Raw genomic sequence first — 19,028 nt, 5'->3', positions numbered from 1 at the left:
GTGTTTATTGTTGGTAATAAAATTATCCCGTATATCCCTTACAAAATAGCGTGAAAACACGGGATTTTATTACGATAAAGTTTGGTATATTATTTCGGCTGTCAATCTAAAACCGGTATCGTGCGCCAATGCCGAAGGTGTAGTAGTTCATGTGACTGTAGTAGGTGATGCTCCTGGTACCACCGAACGGCGGAGTGCTGTCTTCGAGATTGACAAAGCGCGCGCTGAGGTCGGCCGAAAGTGAGATGCGCGGCAAGATGTTGTATGCAATGCCTGCCTGTGGGCCGGCTAAAAAGCCGCCCAAGGAATAGACCTCACCATATTCACTAGGCCAGTTTTCATAATGAACTTTGCGTTTAACGGTGGCTACCATGTACCCGCCGGTTGCTCCTGCATAAAACGTAAACCGCTTAGCCGGAATATGCAGGTTTGCCTGCAGCACCAGCGATTTGAAGGGGGTGCCGATGCTTTGCTGTTCAGTAACTGTATAACTGGTCTGCGCCTGGTAGGTTTTTATAATTTCATTGTACGCAAGTTTGCCAACCTCTAAGCCGCCACCCAGTTGCAGCCATTTTTTGTTGCGCAGGTAGTATAGGCCTACCTAAAACCACCTCCTTCGAGGTTGCCGATATAATTGCTTTTAGAGAAGCTAGATGTAAAGCCCTTGTAGTAGAGAGCACCGGGAGATAATGCGAGCTCATTCTTCTGCGCGAAGACGGAAGTGCTAAGAGCGAGTAACAGAGCGAGTGTCAGTTTTTTCATAAGAGGGTCGGCTGTTTGAGTTTGTAGCGGGTGCTAAAAAATACTAGAATAGATATCGAGCACCGAGGCTGAGTGTATAATAGTGCAGACCTTCATAAGAAGTGGGTGCGCTGGAAAGGAAAGTAAATGGAGTAGGTGCGGCATTTTTTAGTTGGATGTACCGCATGCTGGCTTCCGTTACGAGCGCGAAGCCAGGAACGAGCCTGAAGGTTATTCCTGCTTGTCCGCCACCGGAAAATCCTCCCACAACATCGGTATGGTTATAGTCTACGCCTTCGTTGTTGAAATTTATGTGACGATTTGCTATTGCCGTAAAATAGCCACCGGCACCACCGGCATGAAATGTGAATCGTTTGACCGGGAGGCGAAAGTTAGCCACAGCTGTTGTATTGATAAATGGCGCGGCAATAGTTTCCTTGCTTATGGCAGTCACTGGTTGCAGGCTGGGATGCTGCGCCGGAAATACTATATTAAAACTATTCGAGCTGAGCCAGCCTATTTCGCAGCCTCCGCCAACCTGCAGCCATTTTATGTTGCGCAGGTAGTAAGCGCCAAACTGGTATCCGCCGCCTCCCAGGTTGCTGCCATAGTCGATGGTCGGAGCTGCTGTAACCATGGCTGTATAGTTTATATAGCCGACTGAGAAGGCAACTTCATTCTTCTGCGCAAAAGCCTGTGCGGAAACAGTGAGTAACAGAGCGAGGGCTAGTTTTTTCATAAGAGGGTAGTGTTGTAAGGGGCTAAAGTAGTATTCATTGATCGCATTTTGTCTCAATAATCCACATGGTTTTTTACAATCTTATAATAAGGCGGATAGTAAGTTCTGGTATCGGGTTCCTTCTCATAATTCGCGAAGTTATAGACGACATAGAACAGCGTGTCGGGAGACGACGAAGAGAGTGGTGCAATGAAGTCCAGGTTATTGCTAAGCAAGGTGTTCATGTGAGGCGGCACTGTTGGAACAACCGCATGAAACCTGTCTTTTCTCAGGAAGTTGTAGATGCCCCGTCTTGGTAATTTGACACTGGTGTCCCTCTGGTGTAGTACAGACGAGGAATCAACCATATTGCCTAACCAGTCAAGAGAAAACGATACTGCCTGCTCGCTTGCCGTAAGCGTAGTCCAGACAGATACGCCGTTCTTATCATAGGCATCTACTGCTTTCCAATGCGATTTTTTTCCATTGCCGTTCAGTACAATCAGGCGTTCGTTGCCCGAACTGTCAGCTAGCACAGCTTTGCTGCCGGTGGGATAGTAGTCAAAAACCTTGATGTTGGCGAGGCCATTGAATTTAGATAGAGAGGGCCATCCGGTTAACTTATAATCATAGCTGTACCAGTCATAGGCGTAGGTCTTGCCTGTTATAGCCGTGGAAGTTGGCAGAGATCCTGTTCCGTTTGGTGGAATGGTGAGTTTTGCAAACACGACGAGACTGTCCGGGTTCAGCGGATTGGCATTTGGTGTATGGTAAATGTCTACAGTTATTATTTCAGCCGTCTTGTTCTCGAAGGCACCATTTAATTTTAGGACCATTGGATCGGGGGCAGGTGCAGGTGTAGTTGTTTCCTTTTTACAGCCGGCAAAAGCAACTGCGCATGCAGTAAGCCAAAGAATAGGTAATCGCATAGTGTTGGTTAGGTTTTTCCTTTCTGTTCCAAAATACATACCAAATTGTGTCATTCAATTGTCAGGCTCCTTTTTCTGCATCCTCGGTAAACAATTCAATCCTCATTCCAATCGAAAACATAATTGATACCCGCATTGAACTGCCAAGTGTTGAGCTGGTAAGCTATAGAATGTGCGCTACCAAAAATGGCTATAATGAATTCATTCAGCCACATACGGCGGTAAGCCAGTTCGCCGGTCAGTTCAAAATGCCGCGACAGCATCAGTGAGCCACCGGCCTGTATGCCTGCACCTACCCCATACATATGGAACGGCTGAAAACTGAAGGGCACATTGGAGTATTGATAGACGTACATTTTGCCGCTTCCGTTTGTTTTTACCAGGGCGAGCAGTACACCTGCGTAAGGCTTAAACCTAAAGAGGGGAAACTTCAAATTGGCGGCAACATACGGCAAGTAATATTGATCTGCGATGGCCTGGTAATCGGAACCGCTAAATGTGGCGGGTATCGGTGTGCCAACAGGTACAGCGTTAGCCGTGTTGTAGAAGCCGGTCTTCCGTCCCCTCATGCTACCCGTTTCAAAAGCATACTTAAGTTCGATCCAGTCGTGCGATTGCGCCAATGATATCGCGCCGCCATAGCCAGCGCCTTGTTGAGAGCCGAAGATGTAGCTGTCGCTGGATGTACCACTATGGTATAATGCATGCGCGCTAATACCGATCTTGAATTGCTGGGCAGCCGATGCCAGTGACAAGAGCATTAGCAGGGTTACTGGTATAAAGCGCATGGTAAAATGATTTAGGGTTGATCTGTTGTTTTTAGAAAACATAATTGACGCCTACACTGACATTCAATGTGAGCAACCTGTAATTGAGCTTGGGACGGTCGTCGAGAAAAGAGACGGCGGTTTCGTGCAGCCAGGTGCGGCGTATACCCAGCTCTCCGGCAAGTTCCAGGTGTTTGATAACAGGATAGTTGATACCGGCCTGCGCACCCAGGGTTGCACCATACGTATCAAACGATTCAAACTCGATAAACGATTGCGCCCACGAATAAGTATTGACAACTGCTTTGCCACTGGCTTCAGTTCTTACCAGTCCGGTCATGATGCCAGCGTAGGGGTGCAGCTTGCCTATGGGTATTTTCACATTGGCCATCACATGCGTTGAGTAAAAGATGTCGGCAATGTTCTGGCTGACGAATAATGTTTGTATGTTGTTGGGGTCGGTACTGCTGCTGTAGCTGTAATCGCCGTTCTTGCTTGTTAACGATCCCGTCTCGATGCCGTAAGCCATTTCTATCCATTCGCCGCCATGGCGAAACTGCAACGCGCCGGAATAGCCGATGGTCTTTATTGCGGGAAAATTATAGAGGGTGCCGGTAACAGTTGAGCTATAAATATCGCTGCGTGGTTTGCCCGATACATAAAAGCCACTGCCCCGGAGCGATAGTTTAAAATCGTGTGCTGTGGCTGTCGAGACGATAAACAGGCAGATAGTGGAAAGGATAGTACGCATGGCAAATGATTTTGGATACAAGTCTATACAATACAGGCCGCGTCATCTAATTGATACCTGCAACTGGTTTAGGCTTTTATTGCAGTATTTAATAAAGCGGCCAGAGTCATTATTGAAATTTACTAAAAGGTCCTTCTGCTACGTCGTTTTATTAGTTTGTACACCTCAAACCACGCAACGGAAATAAAGGCTGCAACTATTGCGACCATGAGGTGCGAACCATTGAGCGGCTGCAGGCGGAAGAAGGATGCAAACGCTGGCACATATAACAACAGCGCCAACAGCACAATAGTGAGCAGCAACATGGCGCTCAGCAGGTTGTTGCGGTAGCGCAGGGTAGTAAATACCGAATGGTAAAACGACCTGTTGGCGAGGGTCAGGAAAATGTTGGCAATCACAAGTGTTGTAAATACCAGTGAGCGTACCAGGTCTTCGTTATGGCCATGACTAACGCCGTATTGATAACTGAATAAGGTAGCTGCGGTGATGGCAAGACCTTGCACAATGCTTATGGTCAGCTCTTTCAGGTTGAAGAAGGTACTGGTGATAGCGCGCGGTGGTTGCCGCATGCTGTTCTCCTCCAGTGGTTCGTTCTCATACACTATAGAGCAGGTAGGTCCCATGATCAGCTCAAGGAAGATGACATGCACGGGCGTGAAAATAGCTGGGTACACCCAACCTAAGAACAACGGTAATGCTACGGTGAGGATGATAGGGATGTGTATGGAGATGATATATTGAATAGCCTTTTTTAGATTGGTGTAAATACGTCGCCCCATGGCTACGGCATCTACCATCTTACCGAAATCATCGTCGGTAAGAATGAGCGAGGCCGATTGCTTGGCGAGCTCTGAGCCGCGCTTGCCCATGGCTATACCTATGTGAGCTGCTTTCAACGCCGGGCCATCGTTCACACCATCGCCCGTCATGCCAACAATATGGCCCTGGTTTACCAGGCTGCGTACGATGCGGAATTTGAGCTCCGGGTGAATGCGGGCAAAGATGTCGTTGTCGAGTGCCGCTTTGTCGAAGTCTGCCTCCGATAAAGGGAGCAGGTCATTTGCCGTCATCGCTTTATCGCAGCCATGTATCCTGGCCTGCTTTGCGATGGCTATCGTTGTAGCGAGGTTGTCGCCGGTGATGATCTTTAGCCTGATGCCGGCCTTGTATAGTTGCTCAAATACTTCGGCTATGTTTTTTTTGGGTGGATCATAAAATGCCACCAGTCCTACAAACTCAAACTTGAGATCCTGTTGCATTGCCGGGAACTCGTTGCCATCAAACTTTGTAGTGCCAACTCCCAGAACGCGTAGTCCACAATCAGTCATTTGATCGAGCTTGTTACGCAACGTCGCTACCTGGTTGGCTGTAAGCTGGCATACTTGTATAAGGGCTTCCGGTGCGCCTTTGCAGGCAATGATCCTGTCGCCGTCTGCGTTTCCAAAGACATGCGTCATCATAGGAGGCTTGCCGCCTATGGGGTACTCATGTATCATGTGGTAGTGCGGGCGCTCGTCGACGGGAGTTGCCGCAGCATAGGCGGCATGCAGGGCCTGCTCCATCGGGTCGAAGGGAACGGGTTCGCTGGCCCACATCGCCATGCGTACAATAGCTGAAGCATGAGGATCGTCCCATTCGCCTGTTGCATAAAATCTATCCTGCGTCAATTCATACACCTGGTTAAGCTCCATTCGGTTCTCGGTGATGGTGCCGGTCTTGTCTGTGCAGAGTATTGTAGCCGCGCCCAGCGCTTCTACAGTGCTGGTTTGTTTTACAATGATGCCGGTGCGCATTAGTCGCCAGGCTCCAAGAGCCATAAAGGTGGCAAAGGCTACGGGTATCTCCTCAGGCAGTACCGACATAGCAATGGTAAGCCCCTTAAGCAGGCTGGGCAGCAGTTCACGTGTGCGCAGATAGTTGATGCCCCATATCAGCAGGAACACTACTGTACCTGCCAGTGCCATCCATTTTACAAAGCTGCTGATCTGCAGCTGCAGCGGTGTTTTTTCTTTGCCGATCGCTTCTACAGAAAGTCCTATCTGCTCGAGACGGGTGGCTACGCCTATGGCTGTTGTTTCAAACACACACAGGCCCGATACCACCAGTGTGCCTTTATATATTTTGTCGTCACCAGCGTGTATGTCTTTGATCACGGCATAAGCCTCGCCGGTAAGTATAGATTCATTGACGCTTAGATCGTTGAGGTGAATGATGCGGCCATCGGCAGGCACCAGTTCTCCTTCCGATACTACGATAAGATCGCCTATTACGATCTCTGAAGAATTTATTTTAGCTACCGCATTGTTCCTGATAACAGTGGCATGCGGCTGTGTGAATTCCCTCAGCGATTCCAGGGCTTTGCGGCTTCGGTTGTCCTGGTAAAATGAAATTGCAGAAACTGCAATGATGGCACCGAGCATGAACCACGCTTCTGATAATTCGCCCAGTACAAAATAGATGGTAGCACAAGCCAGCAACAGCAGGAACATGGGCTCGGTAGCCACATCTTTTAACGAAGCCCAAAGCGCGTTGTTGCGGCTTTTAGCTATCGTATTTGTGCCATGCGCTTTTGCCGAGGCGGCTACTTGCTCATTGCTAAGACCGGAGAATGGGAACGGATTGTCCTGCATGCTGGAAAATAGGCGGTAAACTTAGTTGGGGCTTTGATAAAACAGAATGATAAGTATCACTGTGGAGTAAACACCTGGTTGGTTACCGGCGGCGCATCGGGTATCTTGATCACGTTAAATTCAAACTTCGTAGCGCGGTGGCAATCGTTGCAGGTGTTGGTAAGTAATGTAAAGCTGCTTTTAAAAAGCTGAACGTTTTTAGCGCGGATGGCGTTGTCGATACTGTCCAGCGCCGGCTCTATCAACGGCAGCTTGCTGATCTCCGGGCGGTCGGTATTGTATTTGCCAACGTCTTCAAACAGTTCTTTTATTTCTCCCGCTTCAAATTCGGCGAGTGGCCAGTTGCCGGCATCTCCGGCAAACCAGAGTTTGGCATGGTGCATTTGGATAGACGCCATAAACTCCCCTATGCCGGGGTGGTAGGCTTCTACCTCCTTTTGCTGCACAGCGGTGGTCTGCGCCTGCTGTGGCGAACTGTTGTTTTGAGTGCAGGCAGTGGCGAGTAGTACAAATAATAGCAGAGCGATCGGTTTCATACACCTGTTATTTTTGTTAGTCATAAAGTTAGCACATTGGCTTGTGACGTAATTGATGACTTATTCACGCTAGGCCGCCCTCCCCAGCACACCCACCTTATCCGCATAGTCTTTAAAATACGTCTGGAAGAAATAGCGCAGGGCATCGAAAAGGTCCATTTTGTACATGTTGCGGTCTTTTTTGAGCATGCCGGGCTTGCTGCTTTCATCGTCCACAGTGGCTATGATGCAGTCGTTTGCCAGCAGGGGACAACCTTCTTGCGAGAGCAGTATATTGGGATAGTCGGCAAAGAGCATGTTGATCAGCTGGCGGCTGTCGTGGTGCATCAGGTTGCGCGGGTTGAGGTGCAGCAGCCTGTCGCTGATGCCGAGGTAGCTGCGTATCATCTGGTAGTAGGTGCTGTGCCTGTGGTCAAAACCAATGTCGCCACGGTTGCCCGATGCATCGCCGGTTACATACAGTATGCTGGCAGGGAAGGCGGCCCGTATGCGGGCGCAGAGTTCTTTGAGCTGCACATCGGCAGCAAACTCTTTTATGAAGTGAACGAAGCTATCCTTAGCCCCGCGGTGCGGACTCATCTGCACAGCTATGCACGATACAGGCTCGCGGTTAAAGTCGAATGAAAGATGGACTGGGTAAGAGGGCATGAAGGGCAGCGTAGGGCGCAGGTGCCGTTCGCGGTCGAAGGTGAAAAGCCAGGGCATTGTGTTAGTGCGCAGCCCCCATTCGCCAAGGGCGTACACGCGGTACTGGTTGTGGTCGTAGCGCTTCATCCATTCTATCTGCTCGCGGTCTTTGTCGGTAATGAAGCGGTTATCGTTGTAGGTGCTTTTGACAGCGACCTTATCTTCCACGTCCTGGTCGAAGAAATGCTTCTTCAGCCAATGCTCTTCATGCACAGGGTTGAAGGTGAGCGTGATCTGGATATTGTCCTTGCCACGTGCACGGCGGTTCAGTTCCAGGAAGTCTTCAAATTCCAGTTCGGCGGCTTCTTCTACCAGTATGCGGTTCAGGCCCTCGAAGCTTTTTAGCTTGTCGGGGTCATCGAGGCCGCGGAAGATGATCTGGGAACCGGTAACACAGGTTAGCGTTCGTTCTGTCTTGCTGAATTTGAAATAAGGTGAGAGATCGAATTCTTCTACCCGCGAGCGGAATGATGGTATCACAGAATCTCTTAGGGTAGCACCTACCTTACGTATCACCAGGGTTTTTATAGCCTCGTCGGAACGGGCGGCTTTCAACACTTCGTTTTGGGCAGCGCTAAAACTTTTGCTGCTGGCTGTGCCTCCGTAGTTGATCACAAAACGGGCGCTGGTCTTTGATATTTTATCAAAGACGTTTGTGAATTTGTCTGCCGGGAATGATAAATGTATCTCATTCATAATGCTTGCAATTGTGCTCCTGTATAGGTTTATAGGTAGCGGTGATAAGAATTGATAAACTTTATCAAAGTTTTTTCGAAGGAAAATTTTTTCGTGGGCTTATTTGAATTCTTGGTCGCCGATGGTGATGCGAAATTTTACTTTTTCGGTGAGCATGCCCATTTCTTTAGCAAGTTTGTTATCGAGCTCAATGGCTCTGAATACATCACTGGCTGTTGGCGATACCAGGATGGGTTCGTAACCATCGGCAGTCTTCACCAGCTTTTCAAATTTCATATCGCCGTTGATAATGCGGGAAAGCAAAGCACGTTTTTTAGAGAGGGCCGACATTTTGATGAGGTGCTCTTCATCTTTGCGTATCTGGTTGTCTATTTCCAGTTGCCGTTGTCCTTCTTCTATACGGGCTTTTATTTCAGGATCGTTGGAGAGGCGGTGTGCGGAGGCGTAGAAAGACCGGGCATCGGGGTAGGCAGCTTTATATGCTCTTACCCGGTCGCCGTGCTGTATCATCTCTTCGATGAATTTCTCGTGGCGGGGATTTGTTTTCATGATAGGGTTTATTTATTATAGCAAAAATACGGAATTTATTGTATTTGTGCAAATAAATGTTATCCAGGAAAACCCCCTATCCCCCTAAAGGGGGAACGTCTTATAGCATATTCCCCCTTTAGGGGGATAGGGGGTAGCGTAAAAACTTGAAGTGATTTAGTAGTTTTAAGTTATAGCCTGTACTATGCCCGAGATAAATAAAGAATTAGAAAGGTTTGTTGTGGACTTTTGCCACGATAACAAAGTCCGGAATGTTGACCTGACTGAATTGAGCGCCGAGACTTCACTCGATCTGGACCTTAATCTTTTTGATCTGAGTATAGATCTTTTTGTGTCTGATTTTATCACAAGATTCAAACTTGACCATTCTGAGTTCAATTGGTCAACTTATGGATACCCCTCTCCGAATGCAGCCTTTATTGTTTTTCGATCGTTTAACTATAAGTTGCCTTGGGTGAAAAGGATGTGCAGACGGGCATATCAGCCGAAGATAACGCTTGGCGTTTTTCAGGATGCCATGGTTACTGGGATGCTAAGATGATTTTTGTGGTTTATGGTATTGCCTACCGACTAAGCTACCAAATAAAAATGGGTTCAGATGAAACACCTGAACCCATATGGATACCTGGCAATGCAGGAATATTATTAGCCTCGCTTGTTCAGCACGCAGGTAGCCGCCTCCTTGATATTGGGCGCTTGCTTGTCTTCGACATAGCGTCCTATGGTTCTGTTGTCGATAACGGCAGACACGATTTTGAGACCGGTGGCAGCAAGTTTTTGCATGATCTCTTTTGGCACTTCGATACGGACATTGTTGCTGGTAGTCGAGGTTCCACCCTCGGTAAGGAAATTCACTGGAACTTCGCCAATGGGGTGGAACTCCATTTTTTCGCCATTGGTGAATTCCAGTATCACGAGGTCTTTGTCGGTCATCCGCGGTAAGCGTTTACCATCTTGCACAACATAGGTCCAGAAGTAGTACTTGTCAGAGTTGTGGCCAACACTGAATTTCCATTGCAGTGTATTGGGGCCAACGGGTTGCGTTACGTACTCAAAATTGCGTTCGTCTTTGTTGAAATCGCATTGCGCATTGGAAGCAAACGGCAGTAGCGCCAAAGAGAGTGCGGGGAACAGTTTTCTTAGATCCATAGAAAGGTTTGGTTGTTGTGTGAAGCTAGATAACATCAAAGACTCAACAAAAAATATTTTGACGTTGGATGGTGTCGCTTTTTGGTATTTTCATGATATGAAACAACACGCCACGCTAATCCTCCTGCTATTGCCACAGCTGGCGTTTGCCGCCGCGGGTGTAGCCGATGTGGCTGATGATGATCCGAATTTGTTTGTGGTGATGATGGCCATGCTGCTGGCGTTTGTAGTTTTGATGTTGATAGGCTTGCTGGTGTTTGCGTTGTTTGTAGGAGGTGCACTGTTGCTGGCTGGTATGGGCATCTTTTCGTTGTCTGTCATTTCGGGCTGGTATCATCGTTCGTTTGTCAAAGGTGTTAGTACGTTTTTTCGTTTAAGTCTGGTTGCTATGGGGCTTGTGGGAGGTGTGTTGTTTGCACTTGTTTTGCATCTTCTTAAGGTGCCACTTGCTTCTTACCCCTCAACCTGGATACTTGTGGCCGTTGCCGGAGCTGCAGCGGGCTGGGTGTCCTTCTACTTCATAAAAAGGTTAGGCAAACTTCTTGTCGACAAATTTGTTGCGCGGAGATAAGTATTGCTCGTGTTGTGTCCACATCCCCCGCTTACGCACAGAGCTTTCGCACGCCCCCTTCGGAATGGGGCAGTATTGTCTTAGTCCCCCCTTTTTAAGGGGGCGGAGGGGGATGTTGGGTAATGTGTGCTTGCTTGCGTTGTGTCCACATCCCCCGCTTACGCGCATGGCCTTCGCACACCCCCTTCGGAAGGGGGCAGTATTGTCTTAGTCCCCGCTTTTTAAGGGGGCGGAGGGGGATGTTGGGTAATGAGTGCTTGCTCGCGTTGTGTCCACATCCCTCGCTTACGCACAGAGCTTTCGCACGCCCCCTTCGGAAGGGGGCAGTATTGTCTTAGACCCCCCTTTTTAAGGGGGCGGAGGGGGATGTTGGGTAATGAGTGCTTGCTCGCGTTGTGTTCACATCCCCCACTTGCGCGCATGGCTTTCGCACGCCCCCTTCGGAAGGGGGCAGTATTGTCTTAGTCCCCCCTTTTTAAGGGGGCGGAGGGGGATGTTGGGTAATGAGTGCTTGCTCGCGTTGTGTCCACATCCCCCGCTTACGCACAGAGCTTTCGCACGCCCCCTTCGGAAGGGGGCAGTATTGTCTTAGTCCCCCTTTTTAAGGGGACGGAGGGGGATGTTGGGTAATGAGTGCTAATTTTAAGTACTTGGCTAATAGGATCATTCCATATAATCCCAGGCTAAAGCAGCTGGCACGCTTGCTAAGAAAGAATGCAACGGTGTCTGAAGTGATCTTGTGGAAGCATGTGCGTGGTAAAGCGTTTGGTGTAGAATTTCACAGGCAGGTGCCCATGTTAGAATTCATAGTAGATTTCTATTGCCACGAACTACAGCTTGCGATAGAAGTGGATGGAATTACGCATGATTTTAACGGAGCAGTTGAGCTGGACGCGATGCGTCAAAAAAGTATTGAGGAACATGGTGTTTCATTTCTGCGATTTTCCAGTAAGGAGGTGTCTGAAAATATTGGGTCTGTCATCAGGTCTATCGAGAGCACTGTTGAGCAGTTACAGCGTGAGAAGACATAGCCGGATATCCTTCAGAAGGGGAAGCGTATAGAAGTGGTATTAAAAAAAGCGTAATTTTAGAAATCCCAAACACCATAGCTCATGCGTTACCCAGTCTATTGTCTTGTTTTACTTATACTTTCCTGCAAAGGGAAAAACAAGAATGCTGATGATGCTGCGGCGCCGAAGACATCTCATGATCATAGCATAGAATGCCAGGCGCAACGGGATCTCGCCATTTCCGACCATAACAGCGGCAGCATGAAATATTATTTCTACGGCATTGCCTATCCTGCAAAGGAAGCTGTGAGGAAGTTGAAAGAGCTGGAAATAACCCCGGTGGTTAAAGACTGCGAGCCGGAAAAAGCAGGGCTTTGCTATAATGGGTTCATAGACAGCATCATGTTTGCCGAGTATCGCGTGCTGATACCCGAGATCAAATAGCGCTCATGTTCGTTGATGTGTCTGACGGTAAGTTTTCTATGGAATTATGGTGAGTTGAGACGCTGCGGCAGATAGCCGTTACGGTTCGAACTCCAGCCTCGTGGCGGCATGTGAAAACATTCGCAGGGATATCCCTCCACCAGGTCGCCTACATTGCGGGCGGTGGTGGTGTTGGGTTGGTTTTCTATATGCGTTATTTCAAACAGCAGTGCGTCGTTGTTATGTGCCCTTACCACAGCAAATGCCCGTAGCGATACAGGACCCGCATACATCTTGGTTTGTGTTTCGGCGGCGGTGTATATCATGATGGTATCGCCCACCGGGTATTGCGCCAGCAGCGGCTGCTGTGGTGGCAATTCTTTAAAGTCGTAGATGAAGTGCATGGTCGAGTCGGTTCTGCCTGCTTCAGTGCCGGGGTTTTGTCGCATTCGTACCTGGCCTTCCAGGTCTATAGGTTGATGGTTGAGATACCTGTGATACGAAACAAGTACAATGGACGACATGTCGTCCGGGTTGTCGACACCCATGGTGATGAACCAGCGTTTCAGCCTGCTGTTGCTGGCAAGGCCCCAAGTGGTGCGCATGTACTGTCCCAGCGACATATGGTAGTGCAGCGGCAAATAGTATTCCGGCATGGTCATGAAACCATAAAGAGAGGTGTCGTCGGCAAATATTTTGTCGAGATAAACAAAGGTCTCATTGAGTGTTGCCGGTTGGCCGCGCAATTTGTTTTGCGCGCTTGTGTACGGAGCGTAACAAAACAAACATAGTAATAGGATCAGGGCCGTTTTCATACATATAAAATTACCGTACTAAGAGCCAGCGAAAATGTTAAAGCTTTGCCTATGCATGTACTGCCTGATAGAAATGCCTGATACACACAGTACAACGACAGGAAGAAATTTTAGACTCTGCAGGTTAGAATAATGGGCAACACATCTGTTTTATTTTTGTTACGATAGAGCTATATTTACTGTTGAGCCGGGGCGTTGCTCTTTAAGGCTCATAGACCCACTATGTTACACACTATTCCCGACAACTCCCAGCGACCGGTATGGTTTGCAGTGGCCACATTTGCTGTGCTGCTCACCATTACTCAATACGTAGCCTTTGAGCGCTACCTCATATCGAAAGATCGCGAGCGTGAATTGCTGGGCGATGAACTGATCGCGGTGCAGGATCGTTTCCGGAAAATATTGAACAACGATATTACGGCTGCCAATACACTGGCCATCATCTACAAAGAATATGGCACTCCAAAAAATTTCGACAGCATTGCAAAACAGATAGTGCACAATGGCAGCAATTATGTAGACGCGCTGCAACTCACGAATAATGGCATCATACAGAATGTGTACCCACCGGTAGAATACCAAAGTACTGTCGGCATCAATACCCGCGCCGACTCATTGCGGCTACGTGAAGAGCAGGAGGCGCTAACAAAAGACGGTATCTATTTTGCGGGTCCGCGGCAGCTGCGCATGGGCGGCGAGGGTATATTGGCCAAGGTGCCCATCGTTGTAAATAATGAAGTAGCGGCACTTGCGGTAGTGCTCACCAAAATGTCTACAATCGAAAAAGCGCTGGACCTGAATAATGGCAAAAGCAAATTTGCTTACCGGCTCTCAAAGGTAGGTGGCCGTTATACCGGCATGCACTACCTGACCGCAGCGAGGCCCTACGATGGCAGCGAGTTTGAATCGGTAGCCATGCCAGAGGGTAACTGGGTACTGAGTATAGGTTATACAACGCCAGGCTCGCGTGCAAATATTTTCTGGCTGGCTGCATTAGGTGTTGTGGTGAGCATGTTTGGAGCAGCGATGGTGTATAGTCGCAGCATACAGCGTTTGCGGTTGCAACAATCGGTAGCAATGGCCACGCACGATCTGGGCGAACGGGTGAAAGAGCTGTCCACCATTTTCCAGACCAACGAAATATTGAAAGACGATAAGCAAACAATAGGTGAGGTGTTCCAGAGAATAGTAGATATACTGCCGCCGGGATGGCAGTATCCCGGTGTATGTGCTGCTAAGGTCATGTTCAACAAGAGGGCCTACACTACAAACAACTACCGCGAGTCGCGATACAAGCAAACAGCGGAACTGCACTTGCAGGACGGACGCTCGGGCTATATAGAAGTGTGCTACCTGCAGGAAATGCCGGCAGCATACGAAGGTCCGTTCTTAAAAGAAGAACGCAGCCTGATAAATACGATAGCAGAAACAATCGAGATCTACTTCAACAAGAAACGCCACGAGGATACCGTGCGCATGTCTGAGGCCAACCTGAGATCGATAATAGACTCGAGCCAGGTAGGCTTTATGCTTTGCGACACGGGGCTCAATATTATTGCCGCCAACAAAAGAATGGCCAACAACTACCAGGTGCTCTCGGGCAGGCCGTTGGTTGTGGGTGATGATTTTATTGAAGCGCTGTTGCCAGACAGGAAGCAACGTGTGCAGCAATTACTGGCGCAGGTGATCGTCGGAGGCGCCCCCGTGGAATACGACACCAGCTACGTAGTTGATACAAAGACAATACATATTACCGTAAGCATTGCCCCCGTGGTCAATGATAACCAGATCATAGGTATTTGTATGGCGGCATACGATATTACTGCGCGGAAGCAGATGGAGCTGGAACGGCAGCGCATCATTGACGACCTGCAGAAACGCAACCGGGCGCTGGAGCATTTTGCCCATATGGTCTCGCACGAAGTGCGTGCGCCACTGGCCACCCTTATGGGACTAAGCGGTCTTATCAAAGAAGCCGCCGATGAAGAGGAACACCAGGTAATGGTGAATGGTATCGTAGAGTCGTCGTACAGGCTGGACAATGTATTGAAAGACCTGAACGATATTTTGCGGGTAAAGGCTGAGTGACTGCTGCTTGCTGCTTGTTGTGGTTGTTGATGTTGGCAAGCCCGTAAGCGCTGATTAGCCTGCCATTTGCGCCCGGCGGTTTGTTGATTAACATCCTGTTAGGCCCATTCACTTTATTAAGGCGGATTTTAATCGGTAAATTTATATGGAGAGCCGGAGGTGTATCCCTTTGGGTTGTGAGTGAGTATGCTCAAGTTGTTGAAAAAAAAAGGCAGAAAGTTATCGGTGATATATGCCGTGATAACTTTTGTTGCGCTCCTCACTGTCACACAGCTGCTGGTATGGCAGCGCCACCGGGCCGTTCGTGCCAAAGAGTTTAACCAGTTGCTGCTGGAACTGGATGATACCAAAGATCACCTCAATATCGTTTTAGCCCACAACGCATCGTCTGTAAAAACGATAGTGACGCTTGTGAAATATGACCAGTCATTGGCCTGGTTTAACGATGTGGCTAAAGACCTGATGGAGATGAATGAATCGATAGACATAGTGGAGTATGTAGATACAAATTTTAATATTGCCCGCGTGTATCCGCTAAAAGGCAACGAGGTGATACTGGGGTACAACGTGATGACTGATCCGCGCAGGCGTGCCGAAACCCAGCAGGCGTTGACAGATAGGCGAATAAGATTTGCCGGGCCATACGATCTGCTGACAGGGGAGAAGGGTATAGCAACGAGACTGCCTATCTACGACGAAGGGAAATTTTTGGGTGGAGCAGTGACGATCACCAAACTTTCAACCATCCTGAAGCGCATGCCGGAGCTGAATAATAAGAGCGGAGTATATGTGTACCAGCTTACGAAAGTGAATCCGGTTACCCATAAAAAGGAAAGCTTTTTTAAAGGCTACAACGCGGCAGACGACTGGCAGGTGTCGAGGTACAACAGGAGGGGAGACTGGATATTGCACGTGGGCTACGTTAAAGGCTACATTACCCACTATACGATCTACCTGCTGGCTGTGTTTAGTGTATTGTTTAGTGGTTTGGGAGCCATGTTCGTTTATATGAAAACGTATGAAGCTGCCAAGCTGGAGCATGCTGTCAGGATAAAGACCCGCGACCTGGGCGAACGCATGAAAGAACTCTCTGCTATATACCAGGTGAACGAGATACTGAAAGACGAAAGGCAGAGCATAGGTATAGCCCTGAGCCGGGTGGTGAAAATAATACCCAGCGGATTTCAATACCCTGAAAGTTGTGCGGCGCGCATTGTTATTGGTAAAGAAGAATATACCAGTGGTGATTGCAGCCGAAAAGGCTATCATATGCAGGCGCCTATGATATTTAACGACAACAGCGAAGGGTACCTGGAGGTGAGCTATCCTGATACCATGAACCTGGAAGACGAGGGGCCGTTCATGAAAGATGAACGCGCACTGCTGAACGCACTGGCAGAAGCCATACAGATTTACTACAACAAGAAACTGCACCGCGACAGGGTGGCCAGATCGGAGGCCAGCCTGCGCACCACTATTGAGGCGATGCCTGCAGGGGTACTGCTGGCAGACGCGACGGGCGAGGTGCTTGCCCTCAATAGCCGGATGAGGGTCATCTATTCTTCCGTCGCGTTAAAGTCGTCCGACGTAGGAGATAATTTTATGGACTCTGTAAATTCTGAGCGAAAGGAAGAGGTGAAAGCCCACTTTGACCGGGTGATACAGGATATGGAGCCGGTAGAGTATGATGTGAAATATGGAACTGAAGAGAATCCCGTATACCTGAACATAAGTATGATACCGGTCATTTCCAATGCCTCGGCTATAGGAGTGTGCATTACTGTACTGGATATTACTGACCGTAAGAAGGTGGAAGTAGAGCACAGGCGCATCATTAGCGACCTGATGCAACACATGAGTGCAATGGTGGAATTTGCGCGCGTAATGAACGAGCGGGTAGGAGTGCCGGTGTCAGCTATCATCAGCGCTGCTGAACAGGCTGAAAAGTCGCAGAACGGTGTGCAAAAAGAAGCGATCAGCAACATTCATCGGTTGGCGAAAGAGGTAGATAACCTGATAAAAGAAATGGGCGAAACGTTAAAGGCTAAGAAACCGTAGCAGCTTTGGCAATCCAAAAGAATGAAGATTATGGCAGGTATCTTCAAAAAAGGAAAAAGAGCGTTTGTGGCGTACGCCGCAATAACCTTTGTTGTGCTGCTCATCATTACACAGCTGTTGGTTTACCAACGGTATTCTATTAACCGCGCAGCCGAGCGGACAGACCTGGAGCACGAACTGGATGAAGTGCGCGGCAGGCTGGGCGCGATACTGCTGCATAATATTTCTACGGCCAATACTGTGGCCATGTTGTACCAGCACGATAGAACTTTCAATTGGTTTGACAGTACCAGCCCGAAGTTGCTGGCGCTGAATGAGGGACTGGACATGATACAGGTGTACGAGGTGAACGTTGCCACACATGTGTACCCCTTAAAGGGCAACGAAAAGGTAATAGGACAGGACCTGATGAAAATTCCAAGATTCAAGGCTGAAGCTGAACTGAGCGACAAAACCGGCCAGTTAGCCTTTGCTGGACCTTACGACAGGTTATTGACCAAGGACAAGGCTATTGCCGGACGGGTGCGTGCGTATGATCATGGCAGGCTTGCAGCCCGCATAGCGGTGGTGTCCAGTTTTAGCTCCATTTTTAAGCTCATACCTGAGTTCCAAAACAAAGGCGACAAGTTTGTTTTCCGGTTAGGGAAGAAAAGTCCGCTTACCGGGCAGGTGGAATATTTCTTTGACGGGTACACACCGAAGGCCGGCTGGGTGGATTCAGTGTACATGCCGGTAGGCGCCTGGACGCTGTATGCGGCCTATCACAAAGGTTATGAGTCCGGGAATAATGTTTACCTGCTCTCGCTGTTCGGTATACTGTTTAGTGCGCTGGGGGCTTTGTTTGTGTATAACAGAACGCACGAGACCCTGCGCCTGGAGCATGCCATAGTGAAAAAAACGCACGATCTCGATGAGCGGATGAAAGAGCTGTCGACGATATACCAGGCGAACGAAATACTGAAGGATGAACTGCAAAGTGTAAGCATTGCGCTCAGCCGGGTGGTCAATATATTACCTGCGGGCTGGCAGTATCCAGATGTGTGTGCCGCGCGTATTGTGATAGGTGACGATGTGTACGCAACAAAGAACTACGAGGATACGCCTCATAAACTGCAGGCTCTCCTGAGTTTTGCAGATGGACGCGCAGGGAATGTAGAAGTAGTTTACCTGAAGAAAATGCCGCGCGAGGACGAGGGGCCTTTCCTAAAAGAAGAGCGCGAGCTGATCAATTCAATAGCGGAAACCATCGAACTGTTTTATAACAAGAAGTACCATCGTGAGCGGATCACCCGTTCAGAAGGTATCCTGCGCTCGCTTATCGAGGCAACACCGGTAGCCATTGTGCTTTGCGATAAAGACTTCAATCTGATGGCCGTTAACAGCGTGATGGCTACCAGGTATATACAGATGATGGGTAAAAGCCTGGAAGTGGGCGATAATTTTATAGAAGCGCTGGTGCCGCGCGACCGTGAGGAGGTCTACAATGTGTTTACAAAAGTGATGGAGGAACATGAGCCTATAGAGTATGAGCAAAACTATGTGCTGCCATTGGGCAATCTCAATATAAACATCACCGTTGCTCCTGTAATGAGTGGTGATACCGCCATAGGCGTAGCAGTAGCGATGCATGATATAGCCAACCGCAAGCGCAGGGAAGAAGAGCACCACCGCATGCTGGAAAGCCTGACACAACACAAGGCGGCAATGGGAGAGTATATGCGCCTGTTGACACAAAAGCTGCGCGAACCACTACAGGCAATAGAAGACCAGGTGAGCCAGGCTACTGCCGAAGCGAACGAGCAGAAACGGAAGGAGATAATAGAAAAACTGCAGCAGCTGGTGCAGCGGGCTGATAAGGTGGTGGTTTCTCTTGACGAGGTATTAACTGGTAAAAAGAGCTGACAGGTATG

19 protein-coding genes are annotated in these 19,028 nt (G+C 48.8%); 7 read left to right on the top strand and 12 right to left on the bottom strand.

Going from position 1 to position 19,028, the window contains the following annotated elements:
- Positions 1–106: 106 nt before the first annotated feature.
- The 10 genes from P2W83_RS18250 to P2W83_RS18205 form a co-directional block, all read right to left on the bottom strand.
- Positions 107–442 carry an outer membrane protein gene (locus tag P2W83_RS18250; protein ID WP_276135217.1) on the bottom strand — a complete coding sequence of 112 codons (336 nt, stop codon included), beginning with the start codon at positions 440–442 and terminating at the stop codon, positions 107–109.
- 155 nt (positions 443–597) lie between these two features.
- Entirely contained in the window at positions 598–762 is a 165-nt protein-coding gene (locus P2W83_RS18245) for a hypothetical protein (protein WP_276135216.1), read from the bottom strand.
- A gap of 43 nt (positions 763–805) precedes the next feature.
- Positions 806–1,480 carry an outer membrane beta-barrel protein gene (locus P2W83_RS18240; RefSeq protein WP_276135215.1) on the bottom strand — a complete coding sequence of 225 codons (675 nt, stop codon included), beginning with the start codon at positions 1,478–1,480 and terminating at the stop codon, positions 806–808.
- 53 nt (positions 1,481–1,533) lie between these two features.
- Entirely contained in the window at positions 1,534–2,388 is an 855-nt protein-coding gene (locus P2W83_RS18235; protein ID WP_276135214.1) for a hypothetical protein, read from the bottom strand.
- 95 nt (positions 2,389–2,483) lie between these two features.
- A complete protein-coding gene (locus P2W83_RS18230) occupies positions 2,484–3,176 on the bottom strand; it encodes a hypothetical protein (RefSeq protein ID WP_276135213.1) in 693 nt (230 codons plus the stop codon).
- A 31-nt stretch (positions 3,177–3,207) separates the two neighbouring features.
- A complete protein-coding gene (locus tag P2W83_RS18225; protein WP_276135212.1) occupies positions 3,208–3,906 on the bottom strand; it encodes a hypothetical protein in 699 nt (232 codons plus the stop codon).
- A 122-nt stretch (positions 3,907–4,028) separates the two neighbouring features.
- Positions 4,029–6,536, bottom strand: a complete 2,508-nt coding sequence (locus tag P2W83_RS18220; protein ID WP_276135211.1) for a cation-translocating P-type ATPase — start codon at positions 6,534–6,536, stop codon at positions 4,029–4,031.
- Between the two features lie 56 nt (positions 6,537–6,592).
- On the bottom strand, positions 6,593–7,072 hold the full coding sequence (locus tag P2W83_RS18215) for a hypothetical protein (RefSeq protein ID WP_276135210.1): 480 nt from the start codon (positions 7,070–7,072) through the stop codon (positions 6,593–6,595).
- 69 nt (positions 7,073–7,141) lie between these two features.
- The gene (locus tag P2W83_RS18210; RefSeq protein ID WP_276135209.1) at positions 7,142–8,455 is read right to left on the bottom strand and encodes a PBSX family phage terminase large subunit; all 1,314 of its coding nucleotides are present in this window, start codon (positions 8,453–8,455) and stop codon (positions 7,142–7,144) included.
- A 99-nt stretch (positions 8,456–8,554) separates the two neighbouring features.
- Positions 8,555–9,004: a terminase small subunit gene (locus P2W83_RS18205; protein ID WP_276135208.1), complete on the bottom strand. Its 450-nt coding sequence runs from the start codon at positions 9,002–9,004 to the stop codon at positions 8,555–8,557.
- A gap of 184 nt (positions 9,005–9,188) precedes the next feature.
- Between P2W83_RS18205 and P2W83_RS18705 the strand changes: the two genes are divergently transcribed.
- Positions 9,189–9,545: a DUF1493 family protein gene (locus P2W83_RS18705; protein WP_420831816.1), complete on the top strand. Its 357-nt coding sequence runs from the start codon at positions 9,189–9,191 to the stop codon at positions 9,543–9,545.
- 104 nt (positions 9,546–9,649) lie between these two features.
- Here P2W83_RS18705 and P2W83_RS18200 read toward each other — a convergent pair whose 3' ends face one another.
- Positions 9,650–10,153, bottom strand: a complete 504-nt coding sequence (locus P2W83_RS18200) for a hypothetical protein (protein WP_276135207.1) — start codon at positions 10,151–10,153, stop codon at positions 9,650–9,652.
- 97 nt (positions 10,154–10,250) lie between these two features.
- Here P2W83_RS18200 and P2W83_RS18195 point away from each other — a divergent pair, with 97 nt between their 5' ends.
- The 3 genes from P2W83_RS18195 to P2W83_RS18185 all read left to right on the top strand — a co-directional run bounded on the left by P2W83_RS18195 (position 10,251) and on the right by P2W83_RS18185 (position 12,178).
- Positions 10,251–10,724 carry a hypothetical protein gene (locus P2W83_RS18195; protein ID WP_276135206.1) on the top strand — a complete coding sequence of 158 codons (474 nt, stop codon included), beginning with the start codon at positions 10,251–10,253 and terminating at the stop codon, positions 10,722–10,724.
- A 650-nt stretch (positions 10,725–11,374) separates the two neighbouring features.
- Positions 11,375–11,755: an endonuclease domain-containing protein gene (locus P2W83_RS18190; protein WP_276135205.1), complete on the top strand. Its 381-nt coding sequence runs from the start codon at positions 11,375–11,377 to the stop codon at positions 11,753–11,755.
- A gap of 81 nt (positions 11,756–11,836) precedes the next feature.
- The gene (locus tag P2W83_RS18185; RefSeq protein ID WP_276135204.1) at positions 11,837–12,178 is read left to right on the top strand and encodes a hypothetical protein; all 342 of its coding nucleotides are present in this window, start codon (positions 11,837–11,839) and stop codon (positions 12,176–12,178) included.
- A 44-nt stretch (positions 12,179–12,222) separates the two neighbouring features.
- Here P2W83_RS18185 and P2W83_RS18180 read toward each other — a convergent pair whose 3' ends face one another.
- A complete protein-coding gene (locus tag P2W83_RS18180) occupies positions 12,223–12,972 on the bottom strand; it encodes a DUF6794 domain-containing protein (RefSeq protein ID WP_276135203.1) in 750 nt (249 codons plus the stop codon).
- 222 nt (positions 12,973–13,194) lie between these two features.
- On the opposite strand from P2W83_RS18180, the gene P2W83_RS18175 reads away from it, so the two are divergent.
- From P2W83_RS18175 to P2W83_RS18165, 3 genes are all read left to right on the top strand, one after another.
- A complete protein-coding gene (locus tag P2W83_RS18175) occupies positions 13,195–15,060 on the top strand; it encodes a PAS domain-containing protein (RefSeq protein ID WP_276135202.1) in 1,866 nt (621 codons plus the stop codon).
- Between the two features lie 237 nt (positions 15,061–15,297).
- On the top strand, positions 15,298–17,118 hold the full coding sequence (locus tag P2W83_RS18170) for a CHASE domain-containing protein (RefSeq protein ID WP_276135201.1): 1,821 nt from the start codon (positions 15,298–15,300) through the stop codon (positions 17,116–17,118).
- A 21-nt stretch (positions 17,119–17,139) separates the two neighbouring features.
- A complete protein-coding gene (locus P2W83_RS18165) occupies positions 17,140–19,020 on the top strand; it encodes a PAS domain-containing protein (RefSeq protein ID WP_276135200.1) in 1,881 nt (626 codons plus the stop codon).
- Positions 19,021–19,028: the final 8 nt, after the last annotated feature.

Origin of the sequence: Polluticoccus soli (genome assembly GCF_029269745.1) — a bacterium.
Taxonomy (GTDB): domain Bacteria; phylum Bacteroidota; class Bacteroidia; order Chitinophagales; family Chitinophagaceae; genus Polluticoccus; species Polluticoccus soli.
Note: the sequence above shows the minus strand (reverse complement) of the source record. Positions and strands in the feature narration are given on the sequence as shown.

Bases quoted from the DNA above. Each gene is read 5' to 3' on its own strand.
- P2W83_RS18175 (WP_276135202.1), top strand. From the start codon at position 13,195: ATGTTACACACTATTCCCGACAACTCCCAGCGACCGGTATGGTTTGCA.
- P2W83_RS18225 (WP_276135212.1), bottom strand. From the start codon at position 3,906: ATGCGTACTATCCTTTCCACTATCTGCCTGTTTATCGTCTCGACAGCC.
- P2W83_RS18220 (WP_276135211.1), bottom strand. From the start codon at position 6,536: ATGCAGGACAATCCGTTCCCATTCTCCGGTCTTAGCAATGAGCAAGTA.
- P2W83_RS18245 (WP_276135216.1), bottom strand. From the start codon at position 762: ATGAAAAAACTGACACTCGCTCTGTTACTCGCTCTTAGCACTTCCGTC.
- P2W83_RS18185 (WP_276135204.1), top strand. From the start codon at position 11,837: ATGCGTTACCCAGTCTATTGTCTTGTTTTACTTATACTTTCCTGCAAA.
- P2W83_RS18230 (WP_276135213.1), bottom strand. From the start codon at position 3,176: ATGCGCTTTATACCAGTAACCCTGCTAATGCTCTTGTCACTGGCATCG.
- P2W83_RS18235 (WP_276135214.1), bottom strand. From the start codon at position 2,388: ATGCGATTACCTATTCTTTGGCTTACTGCATGCGCAGTTGCTTTTGCC.
- P2W83_RS18705 (WP_420831816.1), top strand. From the start codon at position 9,189: ATGCCCGAGATAAATAAAGAATTAGAAAGGTTTGTTGTGGACTTTTGC.
- P2W83_RS18205 (WP_276135208.1), bottom strand. From the start codon at position 9,004: ATGAAAACAAATCCCCGCCACGAGAAATTCATCGAAGAGATGATACAG.
- P2W83_RS18165 (WP_276135200.1), top strand. From the start codon at position 17,140: ATGAAGATTATGGCAGGTATCTTCAAAAAAGGAAAAAGAGCGTTTGTG.
- P2W83_RS18215 (WP_276135210.1), bottom strand. From the start codon at position 7,072: ATGAAACCGATCGCTCTGCTATTATTTGTACTACTCGCCACTGCCTGC.
- P2W83_RS18240 (WP_276135215.1), bottom strand. From the start codon at position 1,480: ATGAAAAAACTAGCCCTCGCTCTGTTACTCACTGTTTCCGCACAGGCT.
- P2W83_RS18200 (WP_276135207.1), bottom strand. From the start codon at position 10,153: ATGGATCTAAGAAAACTGTTCCCCGCACTCTCTTTGGCGCTACTGCCG.
- P2W83_RS18180 (WP_276135203.1), bottom strand. From the start codon at position 12,972: ATGAAAACGGCCCTGATCCTATTACTATGTTTGTTTTGTTACGCTCCG.
- P2W83_RS18195 (WP_276135206.1), top strand. From the start codon at position 10,251: ATGAAACAACACGCCACGCTAATCCTCCTGCTATTGCCACAGCTGGCG.
- P2W83_RS18210 (WP_276135209.1), bottom strand. From the start codon at position 8,455: ATGAATGAGATACATTTATCATTCCCGGCAGACAAATTCACAAACGTC.